Source organism: Caulobacter segnis (assembly GCF_029543125.1).
Classification (GTDB): domain Bacteria; phylum Pseudomonadota; class Alphaproteobacteria; order Caulobacterales; family Caulobacteraceae; genus Caulobacter; species Caulobacter segnis_D.
This window is the reverse complement of the sequence record NZ_JARQWW010000003.1, coordinates 553,392-580,209: the sequence shown is the minus strand read 5'-3', so window position 1 is coordinate 580,209 and position 26,818 is coordinate 553,392. Positions and strand designations below refer to the sequence as shown.

Genomic DNA, 26,818 nt, shown 5'->3' with positions numbered 1-26,818 from the left:
AATTTCATGGCTTACGACGCCAAACGCATCGCCAAGGACGATGGTCGCCTCGACCTTGCCGGCGCGCCGGAGGGGTTCGACGCCCTGGTGATGGCCGATGTCGCGCGGGCGCGCGGCGGGCTGTCGGTGTTCATCGCCCGCGACGCGGCGCGGGCCGGGGCCTTTATCGAGGCGCTGAAGTTCTTCGCGCCGGAGGTCGAGACGGCGCTGTTCCCGTCTTGGGACTGCCTTCCCTACGACCGCATCGGCCCGACCTCGGGCGTCAGCGCTCAGCGCATGGCGACCCTGGCGCGGCTGGCGCGCGGGTTCGACGCGAAGAAGCCGGCCATCCTGGTAGTCGCCGCGCCGGCGGCCCTGCAACGGGTGCCGGACAAGAGCGTGGTCAGCCGCGCGGGTTATGCGGCCAAGGTCGGCAACAGCGTCGATGTGGCCGACCTGGAGCGCTATTTCGCCATCAACGGCTATGTCCGCGCCTCCACGGTGTCGGATCGGGGCGAGTTCGCCATCCGGGGCGGCGTGATCGACGTCTTCCCGCCGGCGGCCGAGGAGCCGGTGCGCCTGGACCTCTTCGGCGACACGCTGGAGAGCATCCGGGCCTTCGATCCCGAGACCCAGCGCTCCACCAAGCAGCTGAAGGAGATCGACCTGCTGCCCGTCAGCGAGGCGCTGCTGGACGCCGATGCGATCAGCCGTTTCCGCAAGGGCTATGTGAGCCGCTTCGGCGCCCCGGGCGAGGACGCGCTGTACGCCGCTGTCAGCGAAGGTTCGCGCCGCGCCGGTCTCGAGCACTGGTTGCCGCTGCTGTACGAGAAGATGGAGACCATCTTCGACTACCTGCCGCCGCATACCCTGATCGGCGTCGATCACCTGGCGACGGAGGCGCGGGACGAGCGTCTGGCGATGATCGAGGATGCCTACGACGCCCGCGCCGCCGCCGACCGTAAAAGCGCCTACCGGCCGCTGGAGCCGCGCGCGCTCTATATGGACGCCGCCGAGTGGGAGCAGCGCATCAGCCATCGGGCCAATCGCCGCTTCACGCCCTTCCTGACCGAGGGCGAGCAGGTGGTGGACATGGGCGCCAAGCTGGGCCGCACCTTCGCCGCCGAGCGCCAGACCGACAGCGGCAATCTGTTCGAGGCGGTGGCTGACTACGCCAACCGCCAGATCGCGGCCGGCAAGCGGGTGCTGTTCGCCAGCTGGACCGAGGGCTCGTCCGAACGCCTGGGTTCGATGCTGGGCGACCATGGCGTCAAGAAGATCAACTTCGCGCCGTACTGGCAGGCGGCCAAGGCGGCCGATCCCAAGACGCCGCTGCGCGTGGTGCTGCCGCTGGACGCCGGATTCGAGACCGAGACCCTGGTGGTCATCGCCGAGACCGACATCCTGGGCGACCGTCTGGCGCGGCCGAGGAAGAAGCGCCGGGCCGCCAACTTCCTGGCCGAGGCCAGCGCCCTGACCCAGGGCGATCTGGTGGTCCACATCGACCACGGCATCGGTCGGTACGAGGGCCTGAAGACGCTGGAGGTCCAGGAGGCGCCGCACGACTGCCTGGAGCTGCACTATGCGGGCGACTCCAAGCTGTATCTGCCGGTGGAGAACATCGACCTGCTGACGCGCTATGGCGCGGACGGCGAGGATGCGGTGCTGGACAAGTTGGGCGGGGCCGCCTGGCAGTCGCGGAAGGCGCGCGCCAAGGAACGCCTGCGCGAGATGGCCGAAGGCCTGATCGCCATCGCCGCCGCCCGCTCGGTGAAGTCGGTGGAGGAGACCGATCCGCCGTCGGGCGTGTTCGACGAGTTCTGCGCCCGCTTCCCGTACGAGGAGACGGACGATCAGCTCAACGCCATCGCCGACGTGCTGAACGATCTGGGCTCCGGCAAGCCGATGGATCGCCTGATCTGCGGCGACGTGGGCTTCGGCAAGACCGAGGTTGCGCTGCGCGCGGCCTTTGTCGTGGCCATGAGCGGCAAGCAGGTGGCGGTCGTCTGTCCGACGACCTTGCTGGCCCGTCAGCACTACAAGACCTTCGTCGAGCGCTTCCAGGGCTGGCCGATCAAGGTGCGCCGCCTGTCGCGCCTGGCCCCGGCCAAGGAAGCCAGCGAGACCCGCGACGGTCTGGCCAACGGCGAGTTCGAGATCGTGGTCGGCACCCATGCGGTGCTGTCCAAGCAGGTGGCCTTCAAGGACCTGGGCCTGGTCATCGTCGACGAGGAGCAGCACTTCGGGGTGAAGCACAAGGAGAAGCTCAAGGAGCTTCGCGCCGACGTGCATATGCTGACCCTGACGGCGACGCCGATCCCGCGCACATTGCAGATGGCGCTGTCGGGCATCCGCGAGATGTCGATCATCGCCACGCCGCCGGTGGACCGCCTGGCGGTGCGCACCTTCATCAGCCCGTTCGATCCGGTGACGATCCGCGAGGCGCTGCTGCGCGAGAAGTACCGCGGCGGTCAGGCCTATTACGTGGTGCCGCGCCTGAAGGACCTGACCGACATCGAGAAGTTCCTGCGAGAGCAGGTGCCCGAGATCAAGGTCATCGTCGGTCACGGCCAGATGGCGCCGACCCAGCTCGAGGAGGTGATGACCGCCTTCTACGACGGGCAGTACGACGTGCTGCTGGCGACGACCATCGTGGAGAGCGGCCTGGACATTCCCAGCGCCAACACGCTGATCGTCCACCGGGCGGACATGTTCGGCCTGGCGCAGCTCTATCAGATCCGCGGCCGGGTCGGCCGGTCCAAGGCGCGCGCCTATGCCTATCTGACCACGCCGGTGGAGAAACAACTGACCCTGTCGGCCGAGAAGCGGCTGAAGGTGCTGCAATCCCTCGACAGCCTGGGCGCCGGCTTCCAGCTGGCCAGCCACGACCTGGATATCCGGGGCGGCGGCAATCTGCTGGGCGACGAGCAAAGCGGCCACATCAAGGAGATCGGGGTCGAGCTCTACCAGCAGATGCTGGAAGACGCGGTCGCCGAGCTGAAGGAGCGCGCCGGCAAGGATGTGGGCCTGTTCGCGGACCGCGGCTGGTCGCCGATCATCAACGCCGGGGCGGCGGTGATGATTCCGGATGATTACGTGCCGGACCTGAACGTGCGCCTGTCGCTTTATCGCCGTCTGTCGGAAGCCGAAAAGGCGCAGGACCGGGAAGCTCTGGCCGCCGAGCTGATCGACCGGTTCGGCCCGCTGCCGCCGGAGGCTGACAGCCTGCTCAAGGTCGTCGGGATCAAGGGGCTGTGCCGCGAAGCCAATGTCGCCAAGATCGACGTGGGGCCGAAGGGCGCCGTAGCGACCTTCCGCAACGACGAGTTCGCCAACCCCATGGGCCTGATCCAGTTCGTGGCCAAGCATGGCGCGGCCTGGAAGGTGCGGCCTGACCAGAAGCTGGTGGTGAAGGGCGAGTGGGATACGCCCAAGGACCGTCTGAACGCCGCCGAGCGGATCCTGACCGAGCTGGCGAAACTGGCGAAGACGGCTTAGGCCGCCGTCCTCGCCTGATGCAGGAGGCGCAGGGCCCGCGTGCCCATCTCGATGCGCGCCATGATAACCAAGCCGACGGCAAAGACGATGAAGCCGTCGGTGATCAGGGCGGCGCGCACGTGCCAGGCGGCGGACTCCACCTCCAGGATCGGGCGCAGGGCGGCGCGAAACAGCACCAGGCCCACGAACATGAAGATCGCCGCGGGCGTGGCCTTCATCTTCAGTATGGAGGTCTGATCGCAGACGATGATGTCGACCATCCGTCCACGATGCCAGCCGACCGCCCCGCCGAGGGCGAAGATCGCCCCCAGCCAAAGCCATTCCAGCCCCTCGGGCGGGAAGCGCCAGAGCAGCAGACCGCACAGGACGGCCATGGCCGTGGGCAGAACCCAGATCATCTCCAGCCGCATGGGGCGGTGCTTCTTCATGCGGTGCAGGCGGATCATCACCACCACGGCCGCGATCGGCACGGCGATGTAGGGCCAGTAGTGAGCGACCTGATCCAGGGTCACGCTGACATCTCCAGCGCCTTGTCGATGGCGCGTGCCATGTTCTCGGCGCTTTCGGCCCCGACTACGGCGACCTTGCCGCCGAAGATCGTGAAGGGCACCCCGGTGACGCCGCCGCGCACGGCCATCTGGTGCTCGTGGGCGACGACCTCGCGGTCAGCGCCTTCGGACAACAGCTTGAGGACCGTGAGGCGGTCCATGCCGGCGGCTTCAGCGATATCGGCCAGGACGACCGGATCGCCGATGTCGCGACCTTCGGTGAAGTAGGCGGCCATCACGGCCTCGGCCACCTCGCCCTGGACACCGGCGCCGCCGGCCCAGCGGATCAGGCGTTGGGCCGCGCCAGTGTTGGGCGCCTTGTCGATGATGGCGAAGTTCATGGTCACGCCGCACTCGGCGGCCTGGCGGACGAGTTCGTCGTGAACGGCTTGCAGGCGGGCCTTGTCCGGGAACTTGGCGGCCATATAGGCGGCGCGGTCCACGCCTTCTTCGGGAAGGCTCGGATCCAGCTGATAGGGCCGCCAGGTGATCACGCCTTCGACGTCCGGGCGCAGGGCGAGGGCCTGCTGCAGGCGCTTCCAGCCCAGATAGCACCAGGGGCACACGACGTCGGCGATGAAGTCGATGGCGAGAGGCATGGCGCCTCCTAGCGGGCTACGGGCCGCAAGGCCAGAGCCGCGGCACGTTCGAGCGCCTTTGCCGCGCCTTCTTCACCCCGGACCTGGGCGACGCCGATGTCGAAATCGCAAACGAAAGGCTTCTTGCCGTCGCCGGCGTCGAAGGCGGTGCAGCTGATGACGGCGGCGATGCGTTCGGCGGCCGCGCGGGCCTGGGCCTCGTTGGTGGCGGGCAGGGACAGGGCGAAGACTTCCGGCGCCAGGCGGGCGGCGGTGTCCTCGGCGCGGACGAGCCGGCCGATCATGGAGCCGATCTGTGGCACCGCCCGGTCGACCCAGCCGCCGGCGCGGATCTGGGCGAGGCCGGGCTTCTCGGCGATCTTCAGGACCGCCACGGACAGGGGGCGGGCGCGGCTGACGGCCGCCCCGGCCTGGCGGGCGAGGTGGGCGGCGAACAGGTCGCGGGTGAAGAGGCCGGTGGCCACATCCATCAGGCCGCAGCTGCGCGCCTTCTCCAGGCCGCCGCGCACAGCCTCGCCATAGCGATGGGCGCGGGCCAGCTCGATCATGCGGCGGGCGGTCTCGTCCTCCGGCGTGCCGTGGACGGCCACGTCGGAGACGCCCTTGTGGAAGGCCTCCGTCGGCGTGATCTCGGACGCCGCGCCCAGATAGAGCAGGGCGGGGATGTGGAAGAGGCGGGTGTTGCGGCGCAGGCCCGAGGCGATGGACAGCGCCTCCTGCCGGTTCTCGCCGGCCCACAGGATCACCGCGTCAAAGGGGCGTTCGTGCAGGTAGTCGAAGGCGGTGTAGGCGGTGAAGGCGCCCGTGACTTCGACCCCGAAGCTCTTGAGCGTGTTGGACAGGGCCAGGAACTGCGGAGCCGGCTCGCCGATGGCCAGGATGCGGTAGGGCTGATCCGACGGCTCCACGGGCGCCAGGGGCTTGTCGCGGTCGGCGAAGGTTTCGCGGCGAAGTTCGAACTCCTCCTCGGCGATGGCGGTGCGCACGAGGGATTCGATGCGAAGAACGGCCTGGGCCGGGTGGACGGGGTGGCCGAGGATCAGGTCGAAGCCTTGCCGGTCCTCCCCCAGGGGCGGGATGCCCAGGGCGATGATCGGCAGGTGGCGCGGGGCGGCGGCGGCCTTCAGATGCTTGGCGAGGCTGACGAGGTCCGGGCCGCTTTCGAGGTCGATGATCGCCGCTTCGATCGGGAAATCGTCGATGGCGGCCAGGGCGGCGCCGGGGCCTCGGCCCGTTACGGTCCGCCAGCCGAGGCGGTCGAGCCCTTCGGCCAAGGGGCCAGCCTGCGTGTCGTCACGCGCGATGATCAGGAGGCGAGGCTGAGACAAGACCTAAGAACCAGGTTGAAACACCGACGGCGACGATTTCCATCGCCTTCCAGATTCGGAATGGCGACAGTATCAGAAGCGCGCGCCCGCGACAGACGGGCATCATCAGGGACGGACATCTAATGCAAGGTATTGTGGCGGGCGGCGTGGCGGTCGTGACGGGCGCTTCGAGCGGGCTGGGGCGGCGCTTCGCCCACATCCTGGCGGACGAAGGCGCGGCGGTGGCGCTGCTGGCTCGCCGGACGGACCGGCTTGAGGCTGAGGCCGAGGCGATCAAGGCGCGGGGCGGCAAGGCCGTGGCCCTCGCGCTGGACGTCAGCGACGCCCACGCCATCGGACCGGTGCTGGATCAGGTGCAGGACGCTCTGGGGCCGATCTCGATCATGATCAACAACGCCGGCGTGGGCGCGGAGGGGCGGTCTCTCGACATCACGCCGGAGGATTTCGATGCGGCCTTCACCGTGAATGTGCGGGGCCTGTTTTTCGGCGCGCGGGAAGCGGCCAAACGGATGATCGAGAACGGCCGGGCCCGGGCGGGTGAGGCGCGGATCATCAACATCGCCTCCATCGCGGCCCAGAAGGTTCTGCCGGGCCTGACCACCTATTGCGGAACCAAGGCGGCGGCGGCCCACATGACCAAGGGCATGGCGCTGGAATGGGCGCGGCACGGGATCGCCGTGAACGCCATCTGCCCCGGCTATATCGAGACCGAGATCAATTCGGCGTGGTTCGCCAGCGAGGGCGGCAAGAAGCAGATCCAGGGCTTGCCACGCCGTCGTCTGGGCCAGGAAGGCGATCTGGACGCCGCCCTGCTGATGCTGTCCGGCCCGGGCGCGCGCGGAATGACCGGATCGCTGATCACCGTGGACGACGGGCAGTCGTTGTAGGCCTTCAAGCCCGCCGATGTTGGAACATCGGCGGGCTTTGCCAGGGTCAGAACCGTTCGCCGACCAGTTCCTCGCTCCTGGCCCACAGCGCCTTGGCGTTGTCGGGGTCGAGCGCGTAGGGGCGCACGCCGCCGCTCATCATGTCGGCTTCCTCGCCGACGAACTCCGCCACATGGCAGTCCTCGCAGTAGCGACCGCCGATTTCGTCGGCCGAAGCGACGATCGCGGCCCAGACCGAAGTGGCCGCGCCCTGCGGGATGGTCTTGAACTCAAAGGCCGGCGCGCCTTGGGCGCGGGCGGCGTTGATCTGCTCGACCAGGGCTTCGATATCGCCGTCGCTCATGTGGCGCGACAGTTCGGTCTGGATGCCGCCCGGGTGAACGGCGGCGGCGCGGACCCCGCGGTCGCGATGGCGGCGGTCGAACTCGGCCGCGAAGAGGGCGTTGGCCGTCTTGGAGCGCCCATAGGCTCCGAAGGGTGTGTACTCGGTCGTCTCGAAATTCGGATCGTCGAGATTGACGTCCGAGAAGCGGTGGCCGGCGGAGGATAGGGCGATCACGCGGGACCCCGCCTTCAGCAGCGATGCGATGCGGTTCACGAACACGAAGTGGCCCAGATGGTTCGTTCCGAACTGGGTCTCGAAGCCATCGTCGGTGCGGCCGAAGGGCGTGGCCATGACGCCGGCGTTGGCGATGATGACGTCAAAGGGCTGGCCGGCGGCCAGAAGTTTGTCCGCGGCGGCGCGCACCGAGGCGAGATTTGCCAGGTCCAGTTCGATCAGTTCGAGGCCGCCGCCGTTCGCGGCGTCCGCGCGCACCACTTCGGTGGCCCGCTTGGCCTTCTCCAGATCACGCGCCGCGCCGACCACATGCGCGCCGTGGGCGGCCAGCACGCGGGCGGTTTCAACGCCGAGGCCGGCGGAGGCGCCGGTCACAAGGATGCGCTTGCCGCTGAGGTTCACGCCGTTCAGGACTTCATCAGTAGTGGATTTGGCGCCGTAAGGTCCGCTCATGGACATCTCTCCCGGGAGGTGGATCGTTGTTATGATCGCCATCCAGGTGTAAAAGCGGAGGCGGTCTCCGCATATATTCGGAGGGCCCCTCCGTTTTTCAAGGAGCGACGGTGGAGACCGGAGCAGAAAAAAGGCGCAAGCCGCGCGCCGACAGCCTTCGCAATCGCATCCGCCTGCTGGAGACGGCCAAGGCCGCTTTCACTGAACTGGGCGCTGATGTGCCTCTGGAGGAGATCGCCCGGCAGGCCAAGGTGGGGATCGGGACGCTCTATCGGCACTTTCCGACCCGCGGCGCCTTGTTGTCGGCGGTCTATCAGCGCGAGGTCGAGCAGCTTGGCGCCTGGGCCGATACGCTGCTGGAGACCCGCCGCGCGGGCGAAGCGCTTGAGGCCTGGTTGCATCTGCTGGTCGACTACATGTCCACCAAGCGGGTGATCATGCCGGCTCTGCAAGCTTCCACTGGCGACAGCGCGCAAGTCTATGCGGCCTCCGGCGCGACGATCACCGACGCCATGAAAAGGCTGACGCAGGCGGCGATCGATGCCGGCGACATCCGCTCAGACGTCACGAACGATGATGTCTATCGCGCCATGGTCGGGGTCAGCTACGGCTACGACCAGCCGGGCTGGGCGCAAAGCGCCTGTCGCCTGATCGACATCCTGATGGCCGGCCTGAAGCCCCAATCCTAGAGACTGGCGTTTCTGTCTTGCCTGCCCGTGCGTCAGGCTTGCCAGCCTGAGGATAAGAACAGGGAGGTCGTCATGGCTCAGGGGCCGCTTGCAGGATTGAAGGTGCTGGAGTTCGCCGGCATCGGGCCGGGGCCGTTCTGCGGCATGCTGCTGTCGGACCTGGGCGCCGATGTGGTGCGGATCGACCGCAAGGGTTCGGGCCGGTCGTCCCCGGCGGACATCACCGCCCGGGGGCGGCGGTCCATCGCCCTGAACCTGAAGAAACCCGAGGCGGTCGAGGCTTGCCTGAAGCTGGTCGAGCGGTCTGAGGCGCTGTTCGAGGGCTTCCGTCCGGGTGTCATGGAGCGTCTGGGCCTGGGGCCGGATGTGGCGCTGAAGCGTAATCCCAAGCTGGTCTATGGCCGGATGACGGGCTGGGGACAGACGGGCCCCTATGCCACCGCCGCCGGCCACGACATGAACTACATCGCCATCAGCGGCGCCCTGCACGCCATCGGAACCGAGGACAAGCCGGTGCCTCCGCTGAACCTGGTGGGGGATTTCGGGGGCGGGGCGCTCTACCTCGCCTTCGGCCTGCTGGCGGGTGTGATCCATTCGCGCGAAAGCGGGCAGGGGCAGGTGATCGACTGCGCCATGAGCGATGGCGCGGCGTCCTTGATGTCGATGTTCTACGGCTTCAAGGCCATGGGCCTGCAACGCGAGGAGCGCCGCGCCAACATGCTCGACGGCGGGGCGCACTTCTACGACACCTATCAGTGCCGCGACGGCAAGTGGGTGTCGATCGGCTCCATCGAGCCTCAGTTCTACGCCTTGCTGCTGGAGAAGACGGGGATCACCGATCCGCATTTCCAGGAACAGATGAGCCGCGAGGAATGGCCGGCCCTGCGCGAGAAGCTGGCGACCGTGATCCTCACCAAGACGCAGGACGAGTGGACGGCCCTGATGGGCGGCACGGACGTCTGCTTCGCCCCCATTCTGGATCTGGATGAGGCGCCGAAGCATCCGCATAACGTCGCGCGTCAGACTTTCCTGGAGTTGGGCGGGGTGACCCAGCCCGCGCCGGCGCCGCGCTTTTCGGCGACCCCGGGCGTGATCCAGGGTCCGCCCCCGAAGATCGGCGCCGATAACGACACGGCCTTGTCGGACTGGGGTTTCAGCGGCGACGAGATCGAAGCGCTCAGGAGCACAGAGGCGCTGTAGAGCTTCGAAGGTTGCGCCGCAGCAATCGGGCGGGCAGGTTCCGCCGATGCGGCTGCGCAAGCTCCTCAACCGATTCCGGGCCCTGGATCCGCTTTACTGGACGCGTGAAGTCCTGATGGTGCTCGGTCGGGCGCTCAGCCGCCTGTGGGGCCGTGACGTCATGCTCTATGTAGGCGGGGTGTCGTTCTTCGCCATGCTGGCGGTGTTTCCGGCCCTGTCGCTGCTGGTCAGCATCTACACTTTCCTGCTGACCCCCGAGGCGGCGGCGGCGCAAGCCGACAGCTTTGCCTATCTGCTGCCGCCGGGCGCCCAGGAGCTGTTCCGCAGCGAGCTCAACCGCCTGTCGCACGCGCCGATCCAGGCGACCTCCGCTCAAAGCGCCATCTCGCTGATCATCGGCGGCTATGCGGCGCACCGGGGCTTCAAGGCCATGCTGGCGGGATTGGCCTTCATTCATGACGAAGAGGACCCGCGCGGTTTCTTCAAGTTCAACTTCCTGGCCCTGATCGTCCTGTTGGCGGCCATGGCCATGATGATCTTCCTGTCGGGCGTGTTCCTGACCTTCCGCCTGGTGGGGGCGACCCTGGACTGGCGGCCGCTGGAGGGCGTCACCTGGATCTACAGCGAGTGGACCTGGGTCAGCCTGGGCCTGACGCTCGGCATGACGCTGGTCTATCGCTACGCCATGTCGGCCAAGGTGGTGGGGTGGCGGGCCTCGATCATCGGCGGAGCGGCGGCGGCGGCCATGTTCGTCGGGGCGTCCTGGGCCAGCGCCTTCTATGTGGACCAGATCGCGCACCTGGGCGCCATGTACGGTTCGCTGGCGGCGATCATCGTGGCGCTGATCTGGCTGAGCTGGAACGTCAACGCGATCTTCTTCGGCGGGGCGCTGGCCACCGAGGTGGAGATCGCCATCGAAGAGGCTCCGCGCCGGCTGCTGGCGCAGCTGGAGACCGAAGACCTCAGAGCGGCTTCGACACCAGGAAGCTGAGCGCGCCGGCGTCCTCGCCGGATTCCAGGAGCTGAGCGCCGGACTGGCTTGCGAAGTGCGGAACGTCGATCTTCGCCATGGGATCGGTGGCCAGCAGGCGGATGCGGGCGCCGGCAGGGGCCTGCTCCAGCGCCTTGCGCAGGCGCAGCGTCGGGACGGGGCAGTGGTGCCCCCGAGCGTCGACCAGGATCTCCTCGCTCACGATCGAACCTCGCGCTTCCGGCGGCGTTGATTCGCTCGTTCTGGGAGAAGAGGTTCGATCATGGCTGCACGTCCGACCTGGCAGGGGCACCTGCGCCTGTCGCTGGTGACCTGTCCTGTGGCTCTGTACACCGCAACGGCGGCCGCGGGCGATGTTCACTTCAACCTGCTGCACAAGGACACGCACAACCGCATCCGCATGGTGCCCACCGATCCCGAGCTGGGGCCGGTGGAGCGTCGCGATCTGGTGAAGGGCTACCAGTACGAGAAGGACCGCTACATCGTGGTCACCCAGGACGAGATCGACAGCGTCCGGCTGGAGAGCACCAAGACCATCGACATCGAGCGGTTCGTGGATGAGGACGAGATCGACCGCCTCTACTGGGACAGCCCGTATTTCCTGGTTCCGGACGGCAAGCTTGCCATCGAGGCCTACAGCGTCATCCGCGACGCCCTGAAGAAGACCGGGCGGATCGCGCTTGGCCGCGTCGTCATGCACACGCGTGAGCGGATCATGGCCATCGAGGCGCGGGACAAGGGCCTTTTGGCCTACACCATCCGCAGTCATGACGAGGTGCGCGACGCCGCCGACTATTTCGACGACATCCCGGCCAAGAAGGCCGATGCGGGCATGGTGTCCATCGCCGAAAAGATCATCGAGCAGAAAGACGGCCCTTTCGATCCGTCCGACTTCAAGGATCGCTACGAAGAAGCCCTGCGCAAGCTGATCGCGCAGAAGGAGAAAGGCGTCGGCCGCAAGGTGAAGGTCGAGGAGCCGGACGACACCAATGTCGTCGACCTGATGGAGGCGCTGAAGAAGAGCTTGGGGTCCAGCGGCGCCGCAACGCGACGCAAGCCCGCGACGGCGGCCAAGAAGGCGACGCCGCGCAAGAAGCCGACGGCGGCGCGCAAGCGGGCGTCCTGATCTATTTCAGCCGCTTGATCGCCGCCGCCAGCGAGCGGGCTGCGTCGTCATAGTCGGCCCAAGCCGTGCTCCTGGCCAACAAGTCGGGGACGGTGCGGATGTTGAAGCGCTTGGGATCCAGCCCCGTGCGGACCTGCGTCCAGTTCAGCGGCATGGAGACCGGCGCGCCCGGCCGTCCTCTGGGGGATAACGGCGCCACTGCTGTCGACATGCGGTCGTTGCGCAGATAGTCGAGGAAGATCCGGCCCTTGCGGACCTTCTTGGCCATGTTGACCACATAGCGGTCGGGGCTGTCGGCGGCCATGCGGTCGCAGACCTCCCGCGCGAAGGCCTTGGCCTCGTCCCACGGCACGGCGGCCTTGCCGGCGGTGAGCGGCGTGACCACGTGCAGGCCCTTGCCCCCCGTAGTTTTGCAGAAACTGACCAGGCCCAGTTCCTCCAAGCGGTCGCGGATTTCGCGGGCGCCTTGGATAACCACGTCAAAGCCGAGCTCCTCGGAGGGATCGAGGTCGAAGACCAGGCGTCCGGCGTGCTCCACGTCGTCCGGCTGACAATTCCAGGGGTGGAACTCGATGGAGCCGAACTGGGCGAGGGCGATGATCGCCTCCTTGCGGTCGATCTGGATGTAGGGCTGACGGTCGCCGGACACTTCCTTGGCGGCGATCAGGCTCGACATCCCCTTGCCCACGTGACGCTGGAAGAACTTCTCGCCGCCGATGCCGTCCGGGAAACGGATGACCGAGCAGGGGCGCCCCTTGATGTGCGGCATCATCCAGTCAGCGACGGCCTCCAGATAGCGGGCGTTGTCCAGCTTGGTCCCGGGCTCGCCGTCGCCGGCGTCCGGCCACACGATACGGTCGGGGCTGGAGATGGTGATCCCCAGGACGTGATTGTCGGCGGCAGGAGCCTTGGCGGCGGGACGGGCCTTCGCCTTGGACTTGGCGGGCGCGGGTTGCGCCAACTCGGCTTCCTCGACAGGGACCGGCGCTTCGGACTGCACTTCCCTGGCCGGCTTGTCGGCGCGCAACCCCTTGAAGCTGGCCTGGCGCAGAGCGCCGTCGCCGGTGAAGCCGGCGTATTCGATCTCGGCCACCAATTGCGGCTTCACCCAGCGGACGTTTGCGGCCTTCCGGGGAGCGCCCGCGCCTTCGAAGGGAGATTTGTCGGTCTCCAGCGCCTTCAGCTTGGGCACCAGGTCCGCGAGCTTCTCCTTGCCGTAGCCGGTGCCGATGCGGCCGACGTGGACCAGCTTGCCGTTGCGATTCACCCCGGCGATCAGGGAGCGGAAAGCCGAGCCCGTGGTGGTGTAGCCGCCGATGACCACCTCATGTCCCGCGCGACACTTGGACTTGGTCCAGTCCCCGCCACGGCCTGAGCGATAGGGAGCGTCCAGCTTCTTGGAGACGATGCCCTCCAGCGACATGCGGCAGGCCGATTGCAGCACGGCGTCGCCGCCGGTGGCGAAATGGTCGACGTAGCGGATGCGTCCGTCGCCCGGCTTGGCCTTCTCCAGCAGCGCTTTCAGCCGTGTCTTGCGCTCGGAAAGGGGCAGGGGGCGAAGGTCTTCGCCATCCGCGAACAGCAGGTCGAAGACGTAGTAGATCAAGTCGTCGGTCCGGCCGTCCGAAAGCGCCGCCTGCAGGCCGGCGAAGTCGGGAGAGCCGTTCTCGTCCAACGCCACGACCTCGCCGTCGATCATGCAGTCGGGTAGGGCGTCTGCCGCGTCCTCCACGATGGCGGGGAAGCTGTCGCTCCAGTCGAGGCCCTTGCGGGTGCGAAGGGCCGCAGCGCCGTCGTGCACGCGAAGCTGCATGCGGTAGCCGTCGAACTTGATCTCATGGCCCCAGCCGTCGCCGACCGGCGGGCGATCGACGAGCTTGCAGAACTGCGGCTCGATGAAGTCAGGGAGCCTGGCGGCCTTCGCCGGTTTCTTCGGGCGTTGGGAGGCCTTGGCTTTGGGGGCGTCGGCTTTCCGGGCGGCCTTCTCTGCGGAGGCCTCCGGATCGCGGTTGGATTTCCACACCGACCCGGCGCTTCGCTTCTGATCGGTCATGAAGGGGGTGGGGGCCTTGCCCTTGCCCTCGGCGATCTCCTCCATCTTGCGGCCGGAAGCGATAGAGAAGGCGTTATCGTTCAGCAGAGCGTCGTCGTCGTCCTCATGCTCATAGCCGTCGCGATGCTTGATCAGCAGCCAATTGGTGCGCTTGCCGCCGTTGCGGTCGTGCTTCATGCGCACCAGCACCCATTCGCCCTGCATCCGCTCGCCGGCGAAGACGACCTTCAGGTCGCCCTTCTTCAGCATGGCGTCCACGTCCTCGCCGGGCGGTGGAAACCAGTAGCCGCGATCCCACAGCATCACCGTGCCGCCGCCGTACTGGCCTTTTGGGATGGCGCCTTCGAAATCGCCGTAGTCGAGGGGGTGCGGCTCAACCTCCACCGCCAGGCGCTTGTCGGCCGGGTCGAGGGATGGGCCGCGCGTCACCGCCCAGGACAGGAACACGCCTTTGTGCTCCAGGCGCAGGTCGTAGTGCAGGCGGGTGGCGGCGTGCTTCTGGATGACGAAGCGCAGGCGTTCGGAGGCCTCGACAGCCCCCTTCCCGCTGGGCTCGGCGGTCTTGGTGAAATCGCGTTTGGCGCGATAGGTGGAAAGCTTGGCGCTGGCCACGGTCGATGTTTCCCGCTCTGGCGTCTCGAGGGCCAAATCCACACGAACTGCGGCGGTTCCGCTCAACGAACCCCGGAACCCGTGGACACCGGTGTCATCCAGGGGTAGCCATCATCAAAACAAAGTCTGGGGAGAAGCGGTCACCATGAACAATTCGATGTCCCGTCGCGGCCTGCTGGCCATGGGCGCCGCCCTGGCCGCCTTCACTCCGGTCATGGCGCAAAGCGCTGTTCCGACCCGGGCCCAGACCCTGGCGACCATGAAGCGCGCCACGCAGTTCATGGTGGAGACCGTGGCCTACAAGGGCGGCTATGTGTGGTCGTACCTGCCCGACTTCTCCCGCCGTTTCGGCGAGATGGAGGCGTTTCCGACCATGATGTGGGTCCAGCCGCCAGGCACGGCGACGGCGGGCCACCTGTTCCTGGACGCCTATCACGCCACCGGCGACGAGTATTACTACACGGCGGCCCAGTCGGCGGCCTCGGCCCTGATCGCGGCCCAGCATCCGGCCGGTGGGTGGAACTATCTGTACGACTTCGCCGGCGAAGACTCGATCAAGCGTTGGTACGACACCATCGGCAAGAACGGCTGGCGGCTGGAGGAATTCCAGCACTACTACGGCAACGCCACCTTCGACGACGCCGGCACCGCCGAGGCGTCGCAGTTCATGCTGCGCATCTATCTGGAAAAGAAGGACAAGCAGTACTGGGCCCCGCTGCAGAAGGCGATCAGCTTCGTCCTGGACAGCCAGTATCCCGTGGGCGGCTGGCCGCAGCGCTATCCGCTGACCAAGGACGGCGGCCTGCACGGCAACGCCGACTATACAGGCTACATCACCTTCAACGACGACGTGGCGGGCGAGAACCTGGAGTTCCTGCTCATGGTCTATCAGACCCTGGGCGATCAGCGGGTGGTCGACCCGATCAACCGCGCCATGAACAGCTTCGTGGTCACCCAGCAGCCGCAACCGCAGCCGGGCTGGGGTTTGCAGCATACCGTCGAGGATCTGAAGCCGGCCGGCGCGCGGACCTATGAACCCAAGGCCTTCGCCACCCATACGACGGCGCAGAACGTCACCTCAATGATGGGCTTCTATCGTCTGACGGGCGATCCGAAGTTCCTGGCCCGCATTCCCGAGGCGCTAGACTGGCTGGACCAGGTGAAGTTGCCGCCGGAACTGGCCAAGGATGGCCGCACGCACCCGACCTTCATCGAGATCGGCACGGGCAAGGCGCTGTTCATCCACCGCTCCGGCTCCAACGTGGTCAATGGCCGCTATTACGCCGACTACAATCCCGACAAGACGGTCATCCACTACGGCTCCACCCGCGCGGTGAACGTCTCCAAGCTGCGGGCGGAGTATGAGGCGCTGAAGGCGGCGTCACCGGCCGAGGTGTCCAAGAACTCGCCCCTGAAGGCCAAGCCGGGCTCCATCGGCCTGCCCAAGTATTTCACCGGCGACGACGTCTCGGTCTCCGACCTGAACGTCAACGCCCTGCACGTCGCCGACGGCGTGAAGCCGGAGGATGCGCAAAAGCTGATCGCGGGCCTGAACAAGGCCGGCTGGTGGCCGACCGAACTGAAGGCGGCGAGCAATCCCTATGCGGGTGACGGCTCGCCCACCCCGGCGCCGGGCGACTATTCGCAGACGCGGGTGGGGGACAAGACGGACACCTCGCCCTACGTTGCCGAGAACCCGCCGATCGGCATCTCCACCGGGGCCTATATCGACAACATGGGCATGCTGATCAGGTATCTGGACAGTCTTCCGAAGACCTGAAAACGCGCGTTTCAGGATCGGGGCGCGATTGTGACGAGCTCAAGGTCATTTCGCGCCGAGCGGAACAGTAGGAACCTGAGCCTCGTTCTCCCTCCGACTTCAGATAACGGAGGAAGACAAGATGACGTCCTATCATCCTGGCCCGAACCTTGGCGGTCCCGACCTGAGCGGTGAGGACAACTACGCCGCGCGCAACATCCGCAGCGAGCGTCCGGTGGACGGCGGCCCGGTCAATCTGGACCGTGACGACGGCGTCTATAGGCCGGTCTACGCCCGCAAGGCCAAGAGCAGCGCCACCAACAAGATGATGCTGTTCGCCATTCCGGTGGCGCTGGTCGCCACGGGCGCCCTGGTCTGGGCGACCAGCGGCCCCAAGACGACCGATGAGGCCGCCACGACCGAGATCGCGGATGCGCAACCGGTGACCACGCCGGCCCCGGCCCCTAATCCGGCGCCGATGCCGACCGAGGTGGCCGAGGCTGAACCGGTCACCGAGCCCGCCGCCGCGCCGGCTCCGGCCGTCCGTTCGACGCCCGCTCCGCGCCGTGTCGCCGCTTCGGCCGAAAGCCGGGCCGCCGCAGCTGAGGCCACCGAGCGTGTTCAGGCTGCCTCTCGTGTGACCGCGCCGAGCGCGTCTGCGGCGACCAGCGATGTGTCCGCCAGCGTGCCGCCGCCGATCGTGGCCATTCCGCAGGCCTCCACGCCGGCCCCGGCGCCGACTCCTCAGCCGGATGCGCTTACGGTCGACCCGATGAACGCGCAGCCGCCGGTGAATGCGACCCCGCCGATCGTGGATCCGGATCCGCGCTAGGGCGCGGTGATCAGGTAAGGACGGTGATGGCCAATGCGGCCGCGCCGAGCAGACCGATCACGACGATGAATGAGATGGCCAGGAACTCGTTGATATGGCTGCGCAGAGAACGCGGCAGGCCTTCGAGTCCCCGGCTTTCTTGCTGATAGACTTGGTCCGGGCGCACGACGATGCGTTCCGGGCCTTTCTTCTGTCTGGGCACAAGTTCGTCGGGCATCCAGGGGACCGTGCGTGGCGATTGCGCTGATACTTAGGCGCCTCTATGCGGATTACACGCAAGGCCGCAAGGCGCCGCTCGGATTTTCGTGCAGCGGCCTATAGTGGCGAAAACCAGATTCGGAGCCGCCATGTCTGCTCGCCTTCATCGCCGCGCCTTTGTCGCCCTGGCTGCCGTGCTCGCCCTGAGCGCCTGCGCCAAGGGTGAAAAGAAAGAAGGCCTGGCTGCGATCCAGGAGCGCGGCGTCCTGCGGATCGGTGTTGAGGGGACGTACCCGCCCTTCAATTTCCAGGGCAGGGATGGGGCGTTGGCCGGCTACGAGATCGACTTCGGCAAGGCCTTGGCCGCGAAGATGGGGCTGAAGGCCGAGTTCATCCAGACGCCGTTCGCCGGCCTGCTGGGCGGCCTGGAGTCCGGCCGCCTGGACGTGGTCGCCAACCAGATCAGCATGACGCCGGAGCGTCAGGCCAAGTACGGCTTCTCGCAGCCTTATACGGTCAGCGGCATCCAGATCATTCTTCGCAAGGACGACCCGCGCCCCATCGCCACCCCGGCCGATCTGGCCGGAAAGTCCGTAGGCGTGGGCCTGGGCACCAATTACGAAGCGTGGCTGCGCAGCGACGTGCCGACGGCGGTCGTGAAGACCTATGACGACGATCCCACCAAGTACCAGGACCTCAAGGCCGGGCGCATCGACGCCGTGCTGAACGACAAGCTGGTGGTGCTGGACCTGGTGAAGAGCGGCGCGCCGGTGAAAGCCTCGGGGCAATCGTTCGCACGCACCGAGATGGGCGTCGCCTTCAAGAAAAGCGACGAGGTCAAGGCCGCTGTGGACAAGGCCATCGACGACCTTCGCGCCTCGGGCGAGCTGGCGGCGATCTCCACCAAGTGGTTCGGCCAGGACGTGACGAAATAACGGATGGAGACGGGTCTCGACCTCATCATGCAGTCGGCGCCCTTTCTGCTGAAGGGGTGCCTCTTCACGATCGTGCTGGCGGTCAGCAGCATGGCGTTGGGGCTGTTGCTGGGCTTTGGCCTGGCGTTGATGCGGCTGTCGACCCTGGCGCCCGTGCGCTGGATCGCGGCGGTATATGTGTCGGCGTTCCGGGGCACGCCGCTGCTGGTGCAGCTGTTCCTGATCTATTACGGCCTGCCGACCATCGGGATCGAGATCGAGCCGATGCCGTCGGCGATCATCGGCTTTTCCCTGAACGTCGGGGCCTATGCCTCCGAAATCCTGCGCGGCGCCATCGCCGCCGTGGATCGCGGCCAGTGGGAGGCCGCCAGCGCCATCGGCATGAACCGGGGGCAGACCCTGGTGCGGATCATCCTGCCCCAGGCGGCGCGCACGGCCCTGCCGCCGCTGGGCAACAGCTTCATCGGCCTGGTGAAGGACACCTCACTGGCGGCGACTATCCAGGTGCCGGAGCTGTTCCGTCAGGCGCAGCTGATCACCGCCCGGACCTACGAGATATTCGCCATGTATCTGTCGGCGGCGGCCATCTACTGGATCGTCTCGACCGGTCTGGCGACCCTTCAGAGCGCCGCCGAGAAGCGCGCCAGCCGGCACAGCCGGGAGGCCGCGCGATGAGCATGATCGAGGTGCGCGGCCTCCATAAGCGGTTCGGCGACAACGAGATTCTCAAGGGCGTCGATCTGACGGTGGGCGAGGGCGAGGTTGTCGCCATCATCGGCCCCAGCGGCTCGGGCAAGACGACCTTGCTGCGGTGCCTCAACGCCTTGGAGGCGGCCGACGCCGGGACGATCAGCGTGGCCGGCGTGGTGCTGGACGGAGCGAAGCCGCTGGCCAGGCAGAAGGCGGCGGTGAAGTCGCTGCGCCTGCATGTCGGTTTCGTGTTCCAGAGCTTCAACCTGTTTCCTCATCGCACGGCGCTGGAGAACGTCATCGAAGGTCCGGTGATCGTGAAGAAGGAGCCGCGCGCCGAAGCCGTGGCCGGCGCCCGCGACCTTCTGGCCAAGGTCGGGCTGGCCGAGAAGGCGGACGCCTATCCGTCCCGCCTGTCGGGCGGTCAGCAGCAGCGGGTGGCCATCGCCCGCGCCCTGGCCATGCGGCCGGACGTGATCCTGTTCGACGAGCCGACCAGCGCCCTCGATCCCGAACTGGTGGGCGAGGTGCTGGCGACGATCCGTGACCTGGCGCAGGAGAAGCGCTCCATGGTCATTGTCACACACGAGATGAGCTTCGCCCGCGACGTGGCCGACCGGACCATCTTCATGGATGGCGGGGTGGTGGTGGAGCAGGGGCCGTCCAAGGCTCTGTTCGCCGCGCCGAAGGAGGAACGCACCCGGCGCTTCCTGCGTAAGTTCCTGGCCGGCTAGTTCTTAGGCGAGTTGAGATGATCCAGATCGGCGTCGATTTCGGGGGCACCAAGATCGAGGCGGCGGCGCTCGACGCCGACGGCCGGTTCCTGGCGCGCCTGCGCGAACCCAATCCCGGCGACTATGACGCCGCCATCCGCACCGTCGTCGAACTGATCGTCCGTGTGGAGGCCGAGGCGGGCGGTCAGGGGACGGTCGGCCTTGGCGGTCCGGGCTCGATCTCGCCGCGCACGGGCCTGATGCGCAACGCCAACTCCCTCTACCTGAACGGCAAGCCTTTCGATGCTGATCTGGAGAAGGCGCTGGGACGCCCGGTGCGCATGGCCAACGACGCCAACTGCCTAGCCCTGTCGGAAGCGGTGGACGGCGCGGCGGCGGGCGAGAAGGTGGTGTTCGCCATCATCGTCGGCACCGGCTGCGGCGGCGGCGTCGTGGTGGATGGCAAGCTGATCAACGGCGCGAACGGCATTGCGGGAGAATGGGGGCACATGCCCCTGCCGTGGCCAAAGGCGGATGAGCTTCCCGGCGCCAAGTGCTGGTGCGGCCAGATGGGTTGCCTGGAGACCTGGGTGTCGGGCACGGGATTTCGCCGGGATTATAAGGCCGCGACCGGGCGTGACCTGACGGGCGAAGCGATCATCAAGGCCATGCGTGAAGGCGAGGCCGAGGCCGTCGCCGCCTTTGACCGCTATGTGGATCGGTTGGGGCGGGCCATGGCCGTGGCCTGTAACCTGATCGACCCGGACGCCTTCGTCCTGGGCGGCGGATTGTCCAATGTCGGCGAGCTTTATGAGCGCCTGCCGCGGGTGATCCGCTCTTACGTCTTCTCGGACGTGTGGGAGGCGAAGATCGCCCCTGCGAAGTGGGGCGACAGCTCAGGGGTGCGCGGGGCGGCCAGGCTCTGGGCCTGACCGCCCGACGACGGATCTACTTCTGGCCGCGATCGGCCTTCTGCTTGTCGACCATGGCCTTCACATCGGCCAGCAGGGCCTTGGCGTCATAGGCGACGCCGCGGGTGACGGTCCACTTCACGCCGCCGACAGTCTCGATCTTGTTGTCGGCGCTGAGGCGCTGGTGGCCGGTGCCGTACAGGGTCTTGAAGTTGGCCAGCGGGTTTTCCGGGGTGATCACCAGATCGGCGCTGTAGCCCGGCTTCACGATGCCGAAGGTCGGGGCTTCATGCTTCGGATCGGCCAGGGTGCGGGCGCCGTTGATGGTGGCGGCCTGGACCACTTCCAGCGGGGTGAAGCCGGCTTCTTGCATCAGCTCCAGCTCTTCGATGTAGCCGAAACCGTAGAGCTTCCAGATGAAGCCGCTGTCCGAGCCGGTCGTCACCCGGCCGCCCATGTTCTTGTAGTCGTTCATCAGACGCATGAAGCGGCTGTAGAAGTTGCGCCAGGCCACCTCGTTGGAGGTCGTCCAATCGAAGAAGTAGCTGCCGTGGTTGTCGCGGGTGGATTGGTAGTAGTCCAGCAGCGTCGGCAGGGTGTAGGTCGAGTGCCAGTCGGCGTTCTTGGCCTTCATCAGGTCGCGCGAGGCGGCGTAGATGGTCATGGTCGGGTCGAAGTTCACGCCCGCGGCCTTCTGAGCCTTCAGGTAGTCGAACCAGGCTTCCGAACCCGGCTCCACCTCGTCCCAGATCTCGGCGGCTTCGCCGAAGCGCTTGGCTTCGTCATAGAAGTTGTAGTCGGTGGGGTACTTCTGCAGGCGGCCGTTGGCGAGCAGGGACTCGAAGTGGCCGTAGAAGTGGGTGACGGTGCCCAGGCCCGCTTCGCCGAGCTGCTTCGCGTTCAGGCTGGCGACGCCCGGCTGGGCGATGTGGGCCACGGTGCCCATGCCGACCTTCTTGGCCTCGTCGATGGCCGCCAGCATCACCTCCGGCGTCTCGTCGTTCCAGCCGAAGAACTTGATGCCGTCGACGTTGTTCTTGGACGCCCACTGGACCCAGGCGCGAGCCTTGTCCGGGCCGGTGATGCGGCCGCCCGTCCAGCCGGAGCCGATGGTCTGGTAGTTATAGATGCGCGGGGCGACGATCTCGCCGCGGGCGCTGCGGTTCTTTTCCGACGAGGCGATGGCCTGGGGAGCCAGGCTGACGCCGCGCACGGTCGTCACGCCGTGGGCCAGCCACAGCTTGTAGACATACTCCAGGTCGGCGGCCTTCTGCGGCGTGCCGGCGTGGGCGTGCATGTCGACGAAGCCGGGCAGGGCGTACATGCCGGTGGCGTCGATCTCATGGTCGGCGTCGCGCGGCTCGCGGTTCTGCTTGAGGGGCATGCCCGGCCAGCCGGCCTGCAGCACATCGGTGATCTTGTCGTTCTCGATGACGATGTCGACCGGGCCGCGCGGCGGGGCGCCGGTGCCGTCGACCAGGGTCACGCCGCGGATGACCAGCTTGCGGTAAGGGCCAAAGCCTTCGCCCGCCTTGCGCGCCGGGGCGGGATTGAGGCTGGCGCGCGGGGCGGCGGCCGGTTCGGCGGCCACATGGGCGATCGCCGGTGCGGTCATGCAAGCCATGGCGACGGCGATGCCGGCGCCAGCCAGCAACAGGTTCAAACGACGCATTATCCCCCCTACGAAACTTGAGCCGGACCCCCGTCCGGCGCGGGGACGATAACGGGCGGACGCGGCGACGCAACCGCTCCGATAAGGCTTGGCGTCGATTTGCCTAAAGCCTGCGCCATGATAGCGTTGCTTTAAAATACCAACTGGGAGGATTGGTCGTGGCGAGTCTCAACTATTTCACCGTGGGGTCCAACAAGCTGGAGTCGGCCAAGGCGTTTTATGACGCCCTGCTGGGCTCCATCGAGATGACGCCGGTCTATGAACACCCGTCTGGCGGCCGCCTCTATCGCGGCAAGGGCACGGGCATGTTCGGCGTGCTTGGTCCCTATGACGGCGCCGAGGCCTGCGTCGGCAACGGCTCCATGGCCGGATTCGGCTTCAATTCCACGGCTGAGGTCGATGCGTTCTACGCCAAGGCCGTGGAGCTCGGCGCCCAGTGCGAGGGCGAGCCGGGCGCGCGCATGCCGGGCATGTACTTCGCCTACTTCCGTGACCTCGACGGCAACAAGCTCTGCGCCTACAATCTGGCGCGCGGCTAGCTTACGTTCGCGGCCTTGGCCTCCAGGGCGGCGATCAGGTCCTGCGGTTTCAGTCGGGCCTGAAGCCCGCGCTGGCCGCCGTTGACGAACACCTCGTCGAAGGCGAGGGCGTCGGCCTCGACCACGGTCGGGGCCTTTCGCTTTTGGCCGAAGGGACTGATGCCGCCGACCTTGAAGCCGGTCAGACGTTCGGCCTCCGGCGGCGGCATCATCTCGGCCGACTTGGCGCCCAAGGCGGCGGCCAGCTTCTTCATGCTGACTTCGCGGTCGGACGGAATGACCACGCAGGCCGGCTTGCCGTCCGCCTTGACCATCAAGGTCTTCAGCACCCGGTCGGGCGTGACGCCCATGGCCTCGGCCGCCTGCAGGCCCACGCGCTCGGCATTGGGGTCGTAGTCATACGTCTGCAGGACATAGGCGACCTTGGCCTTGTCGAGGGCGAGGGTGGCGGGCGTGGTCTTGGCCATGGTCGGACGCTTCGCGAAATGACGGTTGCGCCTGTTTCGCTCCCGCCAGCCCTTCCATGCAAGGCCTAGTCGACGGCGAAGCAGGCGTCGACGAGGCGGGAGGGGATCACCGCCTGAACAAGGCGCTCTCGATTACGCCAACTGCCCAGAACCAGGACGCGGCGGCCCGGATGAGCGGCGACCGTTTCGGCTACGCGGTCGGCCATGTAGTTGTCCCAGCGCACCTGCACGCCGAAGGCCTTGTCACCGGCCAGGCCGTACCGGACCGCACCCAGGCCCGCCGCTGCGGCTGCGGTGAGGCTGTCGTGAGCGCGGGCGGGCGTGCTCCAATAAGTCAGCAAGGCCGCCTCGGTCGCATCATCGAGCGTGCTGAGGGCCTTGGCGCTGTCGGGCTGATCTCGGCGGAAGGTCTCGAAAGCGGAGCCGGCCTCGGTGATCATCGCCTTGAACACGTCACCGCCGGGCTCCATCGGCACGGAGACGATCTTGCGCTGCTTGAGGAGCGGCCAAATGACCTCGGGATACTCCGGACGGCCGGGCGTGACGGCGCGGTCGATGAGTTCGTCCGGGCGCACCTCCAGAACCAGAACGTCAGGTTTGAAATCCAGGATCGCGCGGCGCAGGGCGGCGTAGCTGAAGCCGCTGGATTTCGCATGAAGGCCGTGGAGCGCCCCGATCACCGCTACCGCATCAGCGGGTTGCGCGGGACAGGCGGCGTGCGCCGCGGATGTGCTTGAGAAGAGGGCGAGCGCGACGGCGACGGAGCGAAGTTTCAAGGCGAGCCTCCAGGTGAACAGGAGGTTGTGATGGCCGCCAGGTCGGCGTCCCCAAAGTGCGTATCGCCAGGCGGGACCGCTGCGGCGGCGAGCGGGTCTAGACCGGCAGGCGTCCGGCGAGGCCTGAGCGAAACCTACGGCTGAGGCGAAGGCGGCGGCCGTCGCGCAACTCCACCTCGGCGTCGCCGCGCCCGACGCCCTGAATCCGGCGCACACGGTCGAGGCGGACGATAGCGCTGCGATGGATGCGGGCGAACTCGGCGGCGGGCAAGACGTCGGCGAGGGCGGTCAGCGATTGGTCGGTCAGGCGGCTGCGGGCGCCGGCATGGATCTCGGCGTAATCGCCGGCGGCGGCGATCCAGTCGATCTCGCCATAGCCCACGAAACTGGCGGCTGCGCCGTTGCGAATCCAAAGCCCCTCGGCGGCCGGCTGCGTGGAGCGTCCGGCCGTGCGCCGAATGTCCAGCCGCGCGCCCGCGATCAGAAGACCGTAAGCCAGCGCGGCGGTGTCGATGTTGGACGCCAGCACCGGGGCGATCATGTCGACGGCGGATCGGCCCTGGCCGTAGATCGGATGGAAGGCGACAGCGAAGACCGCCACATGCAGCAGCATCGCGAGCGGTGCGCCGAGAACCAACGCCGCTATGCGAAGACTGACCTTCTCAATCCGAAGCGCATGCGACAGCGCCGCAAGCAGGAAAGGTGAGATCAAGGCCCAGATCGAAAAGATCGCCAGACTATAGGCCAGCGTCGGCCACCAGGGCTGCGTCCGCCCTGAAAAGACGCCAAAGGCGTAGCCCTGACCCGCACTGACGAACGCCGCCAGGACCCACGCCCCGAGTGCGGCGGCGATCAGGCGCGGATGGAAAGGCGAGGGCGAGCCGGAAGCCATGAAAGCGATCTAACGCACACCGTTGAGATCGTCGATTCGCCAGCCATCAGCTGACAATGTCACACGAACGGCCGCTGTCTCGTCTTGTCCGCATCAGGCCGCGCCGATTTTCGCCGGCCTCGGATGACAAGGAGATTTCATGTCGACCAAGTTCATACTGGGCCTCGCAACGGTCCTGGGTGTCGGCCTCGGCGCCAACGGTACCTTCATGCTGGTCGCGCCGCTTGACTGGTACTTCGCCATCCCGGGCGTCACCACGACCGGGCCGTTCAACCAGCACTTCCTGCGGGATATCGGGCTGATCTTCCTGCTGGTCAGCGCGGCCTATCTGACAGGCGTCATGCTTTCCCGCCACAGGGTCATCCTGTGGGGCGCGGCGAGCCTCTGGCTGGGCGGCCACGCGCTATTTCACTTCTGGGAAGTCGCGGTCGGGATCTGTGGCCCGTCGGTCCTGCTGCGCGACTTTCCGGCGGTCACCACGCCTGCGGTCATCGGCGGGCTGCTGACGGTGTGGGCGGTCGTCCGTGAGGGCCGCGCCGACGTCTGAGCTATTTGTAGAAGCCGTCGCGCAAGTTCAGGCCATGCTCCAGCCAAACCTTCATGGCGCAGAGCATGCCTGTCCAGCCTTCGCAATTGCCGTAGGAGGCCTTGAGGCCTTCCGGGCTTTGCAACCAGCCCTCCTCGGTGATGCGGACGAGCGTTCGGCCATCCGCCAGCGCCTCGAAGGTCATGGTGACCGTCGTCAGGCGGGCGCCTGAAGCGTCGGGCTCGACCGCATTCTCAGCGCCATCCCATCGAAGGACGATGCGCTTGTCCTTCTCCACCTCGACCACCTGCACCGGAAAGGCGCCGGGGAAGTCGTGGAAATCCCAAGTGACGACGGAGCCCGTCTCAAGGCGCCCCTTGGCGCCGCCGGTCGTGAAGAACTGAGAAAGGTGATCGGGATTGACGACCGCTTCGAATGTCTCGCTGACAGGCTTGGCAATGCGCCGGGCGACGGCGAACTTGAGGTCCATGGGTCGGCTCCCGTTGTCTGTGTCCGGCAATCATGTTATTAAATTATAACATGTCAACGGACGATCAGGACGATGCGCTGTTCAAGGCCCTGGGTCACCGCTCCAGGCGGTTGATCCTCGACGCGTTGAAGTCGGCCCCCAGGACCACGGGAATGCTGTGTGCGCTCCTGCCGGAGCTCGACCGATGCACAGTGATGCAGCATTTGAAGGTGCTGGAGGCGGCGGATCTGATTGTGGTCGAGCGACGGGGAAGGGAGCGCTGGAATCACCTGGACGCCCTGCCGATCCATGCGATCCACGAGCGGTGGATCGGACCCTACGCGGCGTATGCGGCCTCGATGCTCAGCAGGTTGAACAAGACTGGTCCGCGATGCGAGGAGCCGGCGCAAATCCCGGCAGCCGTCACGGATGACCCCGACGACCGATAGGCGCTTTAGGCGTTTGACGCATTTCCAACATAGCCGAACCCTAGGCAGGGCCGGTAAGGTGCTGCTGAATTCAGTAGAGGTAACGTCGTGAGTAAAGCCGCAGTCATCCGCCGTCTCGCCGACGAGGGGCTCAACCCCGCCGAGATCGTGGCCAGGACGGGTTATGTCCACCAGTACGTCTGGCGGACTTTGGACAAGTCCAAGAAGCTGCCCTGGCAGCAGGCTCAGGCCCAGATCACGGACATGTCGCCGCCGCTGGACGCCGCGCGCTACCCCGACGCCATCAACGGATCGGGCGTCGGCTCCAAGGACAAGACGGCGCTGAAGTTCCTCGGCGCCGCCGCCGTGGTCGTGGTCTCCAGCGTCGTGGTCTTTGCGGCGGGGAAGCGATTCCGCATCTGGTGATTCAGGCCTGATCGCGAGGCTTTCCCGGCTCGGCTTTTGCAGCTTACCTTCCCCCATGATCCT

The 26,818-nt window shown here is 66.9% G+C and carries 28 protein-coding genes; 16 read left to right on the top strand and 12 right to left on the bottom strand.

The window, feature by feature from the left end; all coding sequences use genetic code 11:
- The first annotated feature begins 6 nt into the window (after window positions 1-6).
- Window positions 7-3,477 carry a transcription-repair coupling factor gene (gene mfd, locus P7B02_RS11845; RefSeq protein ID WP_277786548.1) on the top strand — a complete coding sequence of 1,157 codons (3,471 nt, stop codon included), beginning with the start codon at window positions 7-9 and terminating at the stop codon, window positions 3,475-3,477.
- On the opposite strand, the gene P7B02_RS11840 is transcribed toward mfd, so the two are convergent.
- Genes P7B02_RS11840 through P7B02_RS11830 form a run of 3 tightly spaced genes read right to left on the bottom strand, consistent with a single transcriptional unit; the run spans window position 3,474 to window position 5,898 of the window.
- Window positions 3,474-3,989, bottom strand: a complete 516-nt coding sequence (locus P7B02_RS11840) for a CcdC protein domain-containing protein (protein WP_277786547.1) — start codon at window positions 3,987-3,989, stop codon at window positions 3,474-3,476. The genes mfd and P7B02_RS11840 overlap by 4 nt on opposite strands.
- Window positions 3,986-4,624: a DsbA family oxidoreductase gene (locus P7B02_RS11835; RefSeq protein ID WP_277786546.1), complete on the bottom strand. Its 639-nt coding sequence runs from the start codon at window positions 4,622-4,624 to the stop codon at window positions 3,986-3,988. Before P7B02_RS11835 ends, P7B02_RS11840 begins: the two co-directional genes overlap by 4 nt.
- A gap of 8 nt (window positions 4,625-4,632) precedes the next feature.
- Window positions 4,633-5,898: a diguanylate cyclase domain-containing protein gene (locus tag P7B02_RS11830; RefSeq protein WP_277786545.1), complete on the bottom strand. Its 1,266-nt coding sequence runs from the start codon at window positions 5,896-5,898 to the stop codon at window positions 4,633-4,635.
- A 176-nt stretch (window positions 5,899-6,074) separates the two neighbouring features.
- On the opposite strand from P7B02_RS11830, the gene P7B02_RS11825 reads away from it, so the two are divergent.
- Window positions 6,075-6,839, top strand: coding sequence for an SDR family NAD(P)-dependent oxidoreductase (locus tag P7B02_RS11825; RefSeq protein WP_277786544.1), 765 nt, complete (start codon window positions 6,075-6,077; stop codon window positions 6,837-6,839).
- A gap of 46 nt (window positions 6,840-6,885) precedes the next feature.
- On the opposite strand, the gene P7B02_RS11820 is transcribed toward P7B02_RS11825, so the two are convergent.
- Complete coding sequence (locus P7B02_RS11820; RefSeq protein ID WP_277786543.1) at window positions 6,886-7,851, bottom strand: SDR family NAD(P)-dependent oxidoreductase; 966 nt, start codon at window positions 7,849-7,851, stop codon at window positions 6,886-6,888.
- Between the two features lie 110 nt (window positions 7,852-7,961).
- Between P7B02_RS11820 and P7B02_RS11815 the strand changes: the two genes are divergently transcribed.
- From P7B02_RS11815 to P7B02_RS11805, 3 genes are all read left to right on the top strand, one after another.
- Window positions 7,962-8,540: a TetR/AcrR family transcriptional regulator gene (locus tag P7B02_RS11815; protein ID WP_277786542.1), complete on the top strand. Its 579-nt coding sequence runs from the start codon at window positions 7,962-7,964 to the stop codon at window positions 8,538-8,540.
- A gap of 72 nt (window positions 8,541-8,612) precedes the next feature.
- Entirely contained in the window at window positions 8,613-9,740 is a 1,128-nt protein-coding gene (locus P7B02_RS11810; protein ID WP_277786541.1) for a CaiB/BaiF CoA transferase family protein, read from the top strand.
- 46 nt (window positions 9,741-9,786) lie between these two features.
- A complete protein-coding gene (locus P7B02_RS11805; RefSeq protein WP_277786540.1) occupies window positions 9,787-10,731 on the top strand; it encodes a YihY/virulence factor BrkB family protein in 945 nt (314 codons plus the stop codon).
- Here P7B02_RS11805 and P7B02_RS11800 read toward each other — a convergent pair.
- Complete coding sequence (locus P7B02_RS11800; protein WP_277786539.1) at window positions 10,703-10,933, bottom strand: sulfurtransferase TusA family protein; 231 nt, start codon at window positions 10,931-10,933, stop codon at window positions 10,703-10,705. The genes P7B02_RS11805 and P7B02_RS11800 overlap by 29 nt on opposite strands.
- Window positions 10,934-10,993: 60 nt before the next feature.
- Between P7B02_RS11800 and P7B02_RS11795 the strand changes: the two genes are divergently transcribed.
- Window positions 10,994-11,857, top strand: a complete 864-nt coding sequence (locus tag P7B02_RS11795; protein WP_277786538.1) for a Ku protein — start codon at window positions 10,994-10,996, stop codon at window positions 11,855-11,857.
- Window position 11,858: 1 nt separating this feature from the next.
- Here P7B02_RS11795 and ligD read toward each other — a convergent pair whose 3' ends face one another.
- Complete coding sequence (gene ligD, locus P7B02_RS11790) at window positions 11,859-14,522, bottom strand: DNA ligase D (protein ID WP_277786537.1); 2,664 nt, start codon at window positions 14,520-14,522, stop codon at window positions 11,859-11,861.
- A 145-nt stretch (window positions 14,523-14,667) separates the two neighbouring features.
- Here ligD and P7B02_RS11785 point away from each other — a divergent pair, with 145 nt between their 5' ends.
- On the top strand, window positions 14,668-16,302 hold the full coding sequence (locus P7B02_RS11785) for a pectate lyase (RefSeq protein ID WP_277786536.1): 1,635 nt from the start codon (window positions 14,668-14,670) through the stop codon (window positions 16,300-16,302).
- A gap of 121 nt (window positions 16,303-16,423) precedes the next feature.
- Window positions 16,424-17,113, top strand: coding sequence for a hypothetical protein (locus tag P7B02_RS11780; RefSeq protein WP_277786535.1), 690 nt, complete (start codon window positions 16,424-16,426; stop codon window positions 17,111-17,113).
- Between the two features lie 10 nt (window positions 17,114-17,123).
- Here the strand turns inward: P7B02_RS11780 and P7B02_RS11775 are convergent, their stop codons facing one another.
- Window positions 17,124-17,330: a hypothetical protein gene (locus P7B02_RS11775; RefSeq protein WP_277786534.1), complete on the bottom strand. Its 207-nt coding sequence runs from the start codon at window positions 17,328-17,330 to the stop codon at window positions 17,124-17,126.
- Between the two features lie 130 nt (window positions 17,331-17,460).
- On the opposite strand from P7B02_RS11775, the gene tcyJ reads away from it, so the two are divergent.
- From tcyJ to P7B02_RS11755, 4 genes are read left to right on the top strand one after another with little or no spacing between them, the layout of a single operon-like run.
- The gene (gene tcyJ / locus P7B02_RS11770; RefSeq protein WP_277786533.1) at window positions 17,461-18,246 is read left to right on the top strand and encodes a cystine ABC transporter substrate-binding protein; all 786 of its coding nucleotides are present in this window, start codon (window positions 17,461-17,463) and stop codon (window positions 18,244-18,246) included.
- Between the two features lie 3 nt (window positions 18,247-18,249).
- Entirely contained in the window at window positions 18,250-18,921 is a 672-nt protein-coding gene (gene tcyL, locus P7B02_RS11765) for a cystine ABC transporter permease (RefSeq protein WP_277786532.1), read from the top strand.
- Window positions 18,918-19,670, top strand: coding sequence for an L-cystine ABC transporter ATP-binding protein TcyN (gene tcyN, locus P7B02_RS11760; protein WP_277786531.1), 753 nt, complete (start codon window positions 18,918-18,920; stop codon window positions 19,668-19,670). The genes tcyL and tcyN overlap by 4 nt, the downstream gene beginning before the upstream one ends.
- 17 nt (window positions 19,671-19,687) lie before the next feature.
- Window positions 19,688-20,581 (top strand): ROK family protein, encoded by an 894-nt coding sequence (locus P7B02_RS11755; protein WP_277786530.1) that lies wholly within the window; start codon window positions 19,688-19,690, stop codon window positions 20,579-20,581.
- A gap of 16 nt (window positions 20,582-20,597) precedes the next feature.
- Here P7B02_RS11755 and P7B02_RS11750 read toward each other — a convergent pair whose 3' ends face one another.
- Complete coding sequence (locus P7B02_RS11750) at window positions 20,598-22,232, bottom strand: amidohydrolase family protein (RefSeq protein WP_277786529.1); 1,635 nt, start codon at window positions 22,230-22,232, stop codon at window positions 20,598-20,600.
- A 158-nt stretch (window positions 22,233-22,390) separates the two neighbouring features.
- Between P7B02_RS11750 and P7B02_RS11745 the strand changes: the two genes are divergently transcribed.
- Window positions 22,391-22,771 carry a VOC family protein gene (locus P7B02_RS11745; RefSeq protein ID WP_277786528.1) on the top strand — a complete coding sequence of 127 codons (381 nt, stop codon included), beginning with the start codon at window positions 22,391-22,393 and terminating at the stop codon, window positions 22,769-22,771.
- Here the strand turns inward: P7B02_RS11745 and ybaK are convergent.
- The 3 genes from ybaK to P7B02_RS11730 all read right to left on the bottom strand — a co-directional run bounded on the left by ybaK (window position 22,768) and on the right by P7B02_RS11730 (window position 24,906).
- Entirely contained in the window at window positions 22,768-23,238 is a 471-nt protein-coding gene (gene ybaK / locus P7B02_RS11740) for a Cys-tRNA(Pro) deacylase (RefSeq protein ID WP_277786527.1), read from the bottom strand. The genes P7B02_RS11745 and ybaK overlap by 4 nt on opposite strands.
- A 65-nt stretch (window positions 23,239-23,303) precedes the next feature.
- On the bottom strand, window positions 23,304-24,014 hold the full coding sequence (locus tag P7B02_RS11735; RefSeq protein ID WP_277786526.1) for a hypothetical protein: 711 nt from the start codon (window positions 24,012-24,014) through the stop codon (window positions 23,304-23,306).
- 97 nt (window positions 24,015-24,111) lie between these two features.
- Window positions 24,112-24,906: a LytTR family DNA-binding domain-containing protein gene (locus tag P7B02_RS11730; RefSeq protein ID WP_277786525.1), complete on the bottom strand. Its 795-nt coding sequence runs from the start codon at window positions 24,904-24,906 to the stop codon at window positions 24,112-24,114.
- A gap of 139 nt (window positions 24,907-25,045) precedes the next feature.
- Between P7B02_RS11730 and P7B02_RS11725 the strand changes: the two genes are divergently transcribed.
- On the top strand, window positions 25,046-25,453 hold the full coding sequence (locus tag P7B02_RS11725; RefSeq protein WP_277786524.1) for a hypothetical protein: 408 nt from the start codon (window positions 25,046-25,048) through the stop codon (window positions 25,451-25,453).
- A 1-nt stretch (window position 25,454) separates the two neighbouring features.
- On the opposite strand, the gene P7B02_RS11720 is transcribed toward P7B02_RS11725, so the two are convergent.
- Window positions 25,455-25,922, bottom strand: coding sequence for an SRPBCC family protein (locus P7B02_RS11720; RefSeq protein WP_277786523.1), 468 nt, complete (start codon window positions 25,920-25,922; stop codon window positions 25,455-25,457).
- Window positions 25,923-25,972: 50 nt separating this feature from the next.
- On the opposite strand from P7B02_RS11720, the gene P7B02_RS11715 reads away from it, so the two are divergent.
- Together P7B02_RS11715 and P7B02_RS11710 are read left to right on the top strand one after the other, a co-directional pair.
- On the top strand, window positions 25,973-26,350 hold the full coding sequence (locus tag P7B02_RS11715) for an ArsR/SmtB family transcription factor (RefSeq protein WP_277786522.1): 378 nt from the start codon (window positions 25,973-25,975) through the stop codon (window positions 26,348-26,350).
- 87 nt (window positions 26,351-26,437) lie between these two features.
- A complete protein-coding gene (locus tag P7B02_RS11710) occupies window positions 26,438-26,755 on the top strand; it encodes a hypothetical protein (protein ID WP_277786521.1) in 318 nt (105 codons plus the stop codon).
- The last annotated feature ends 63 nt before the right edge of the window (window positions 26,756-26,818 follow it).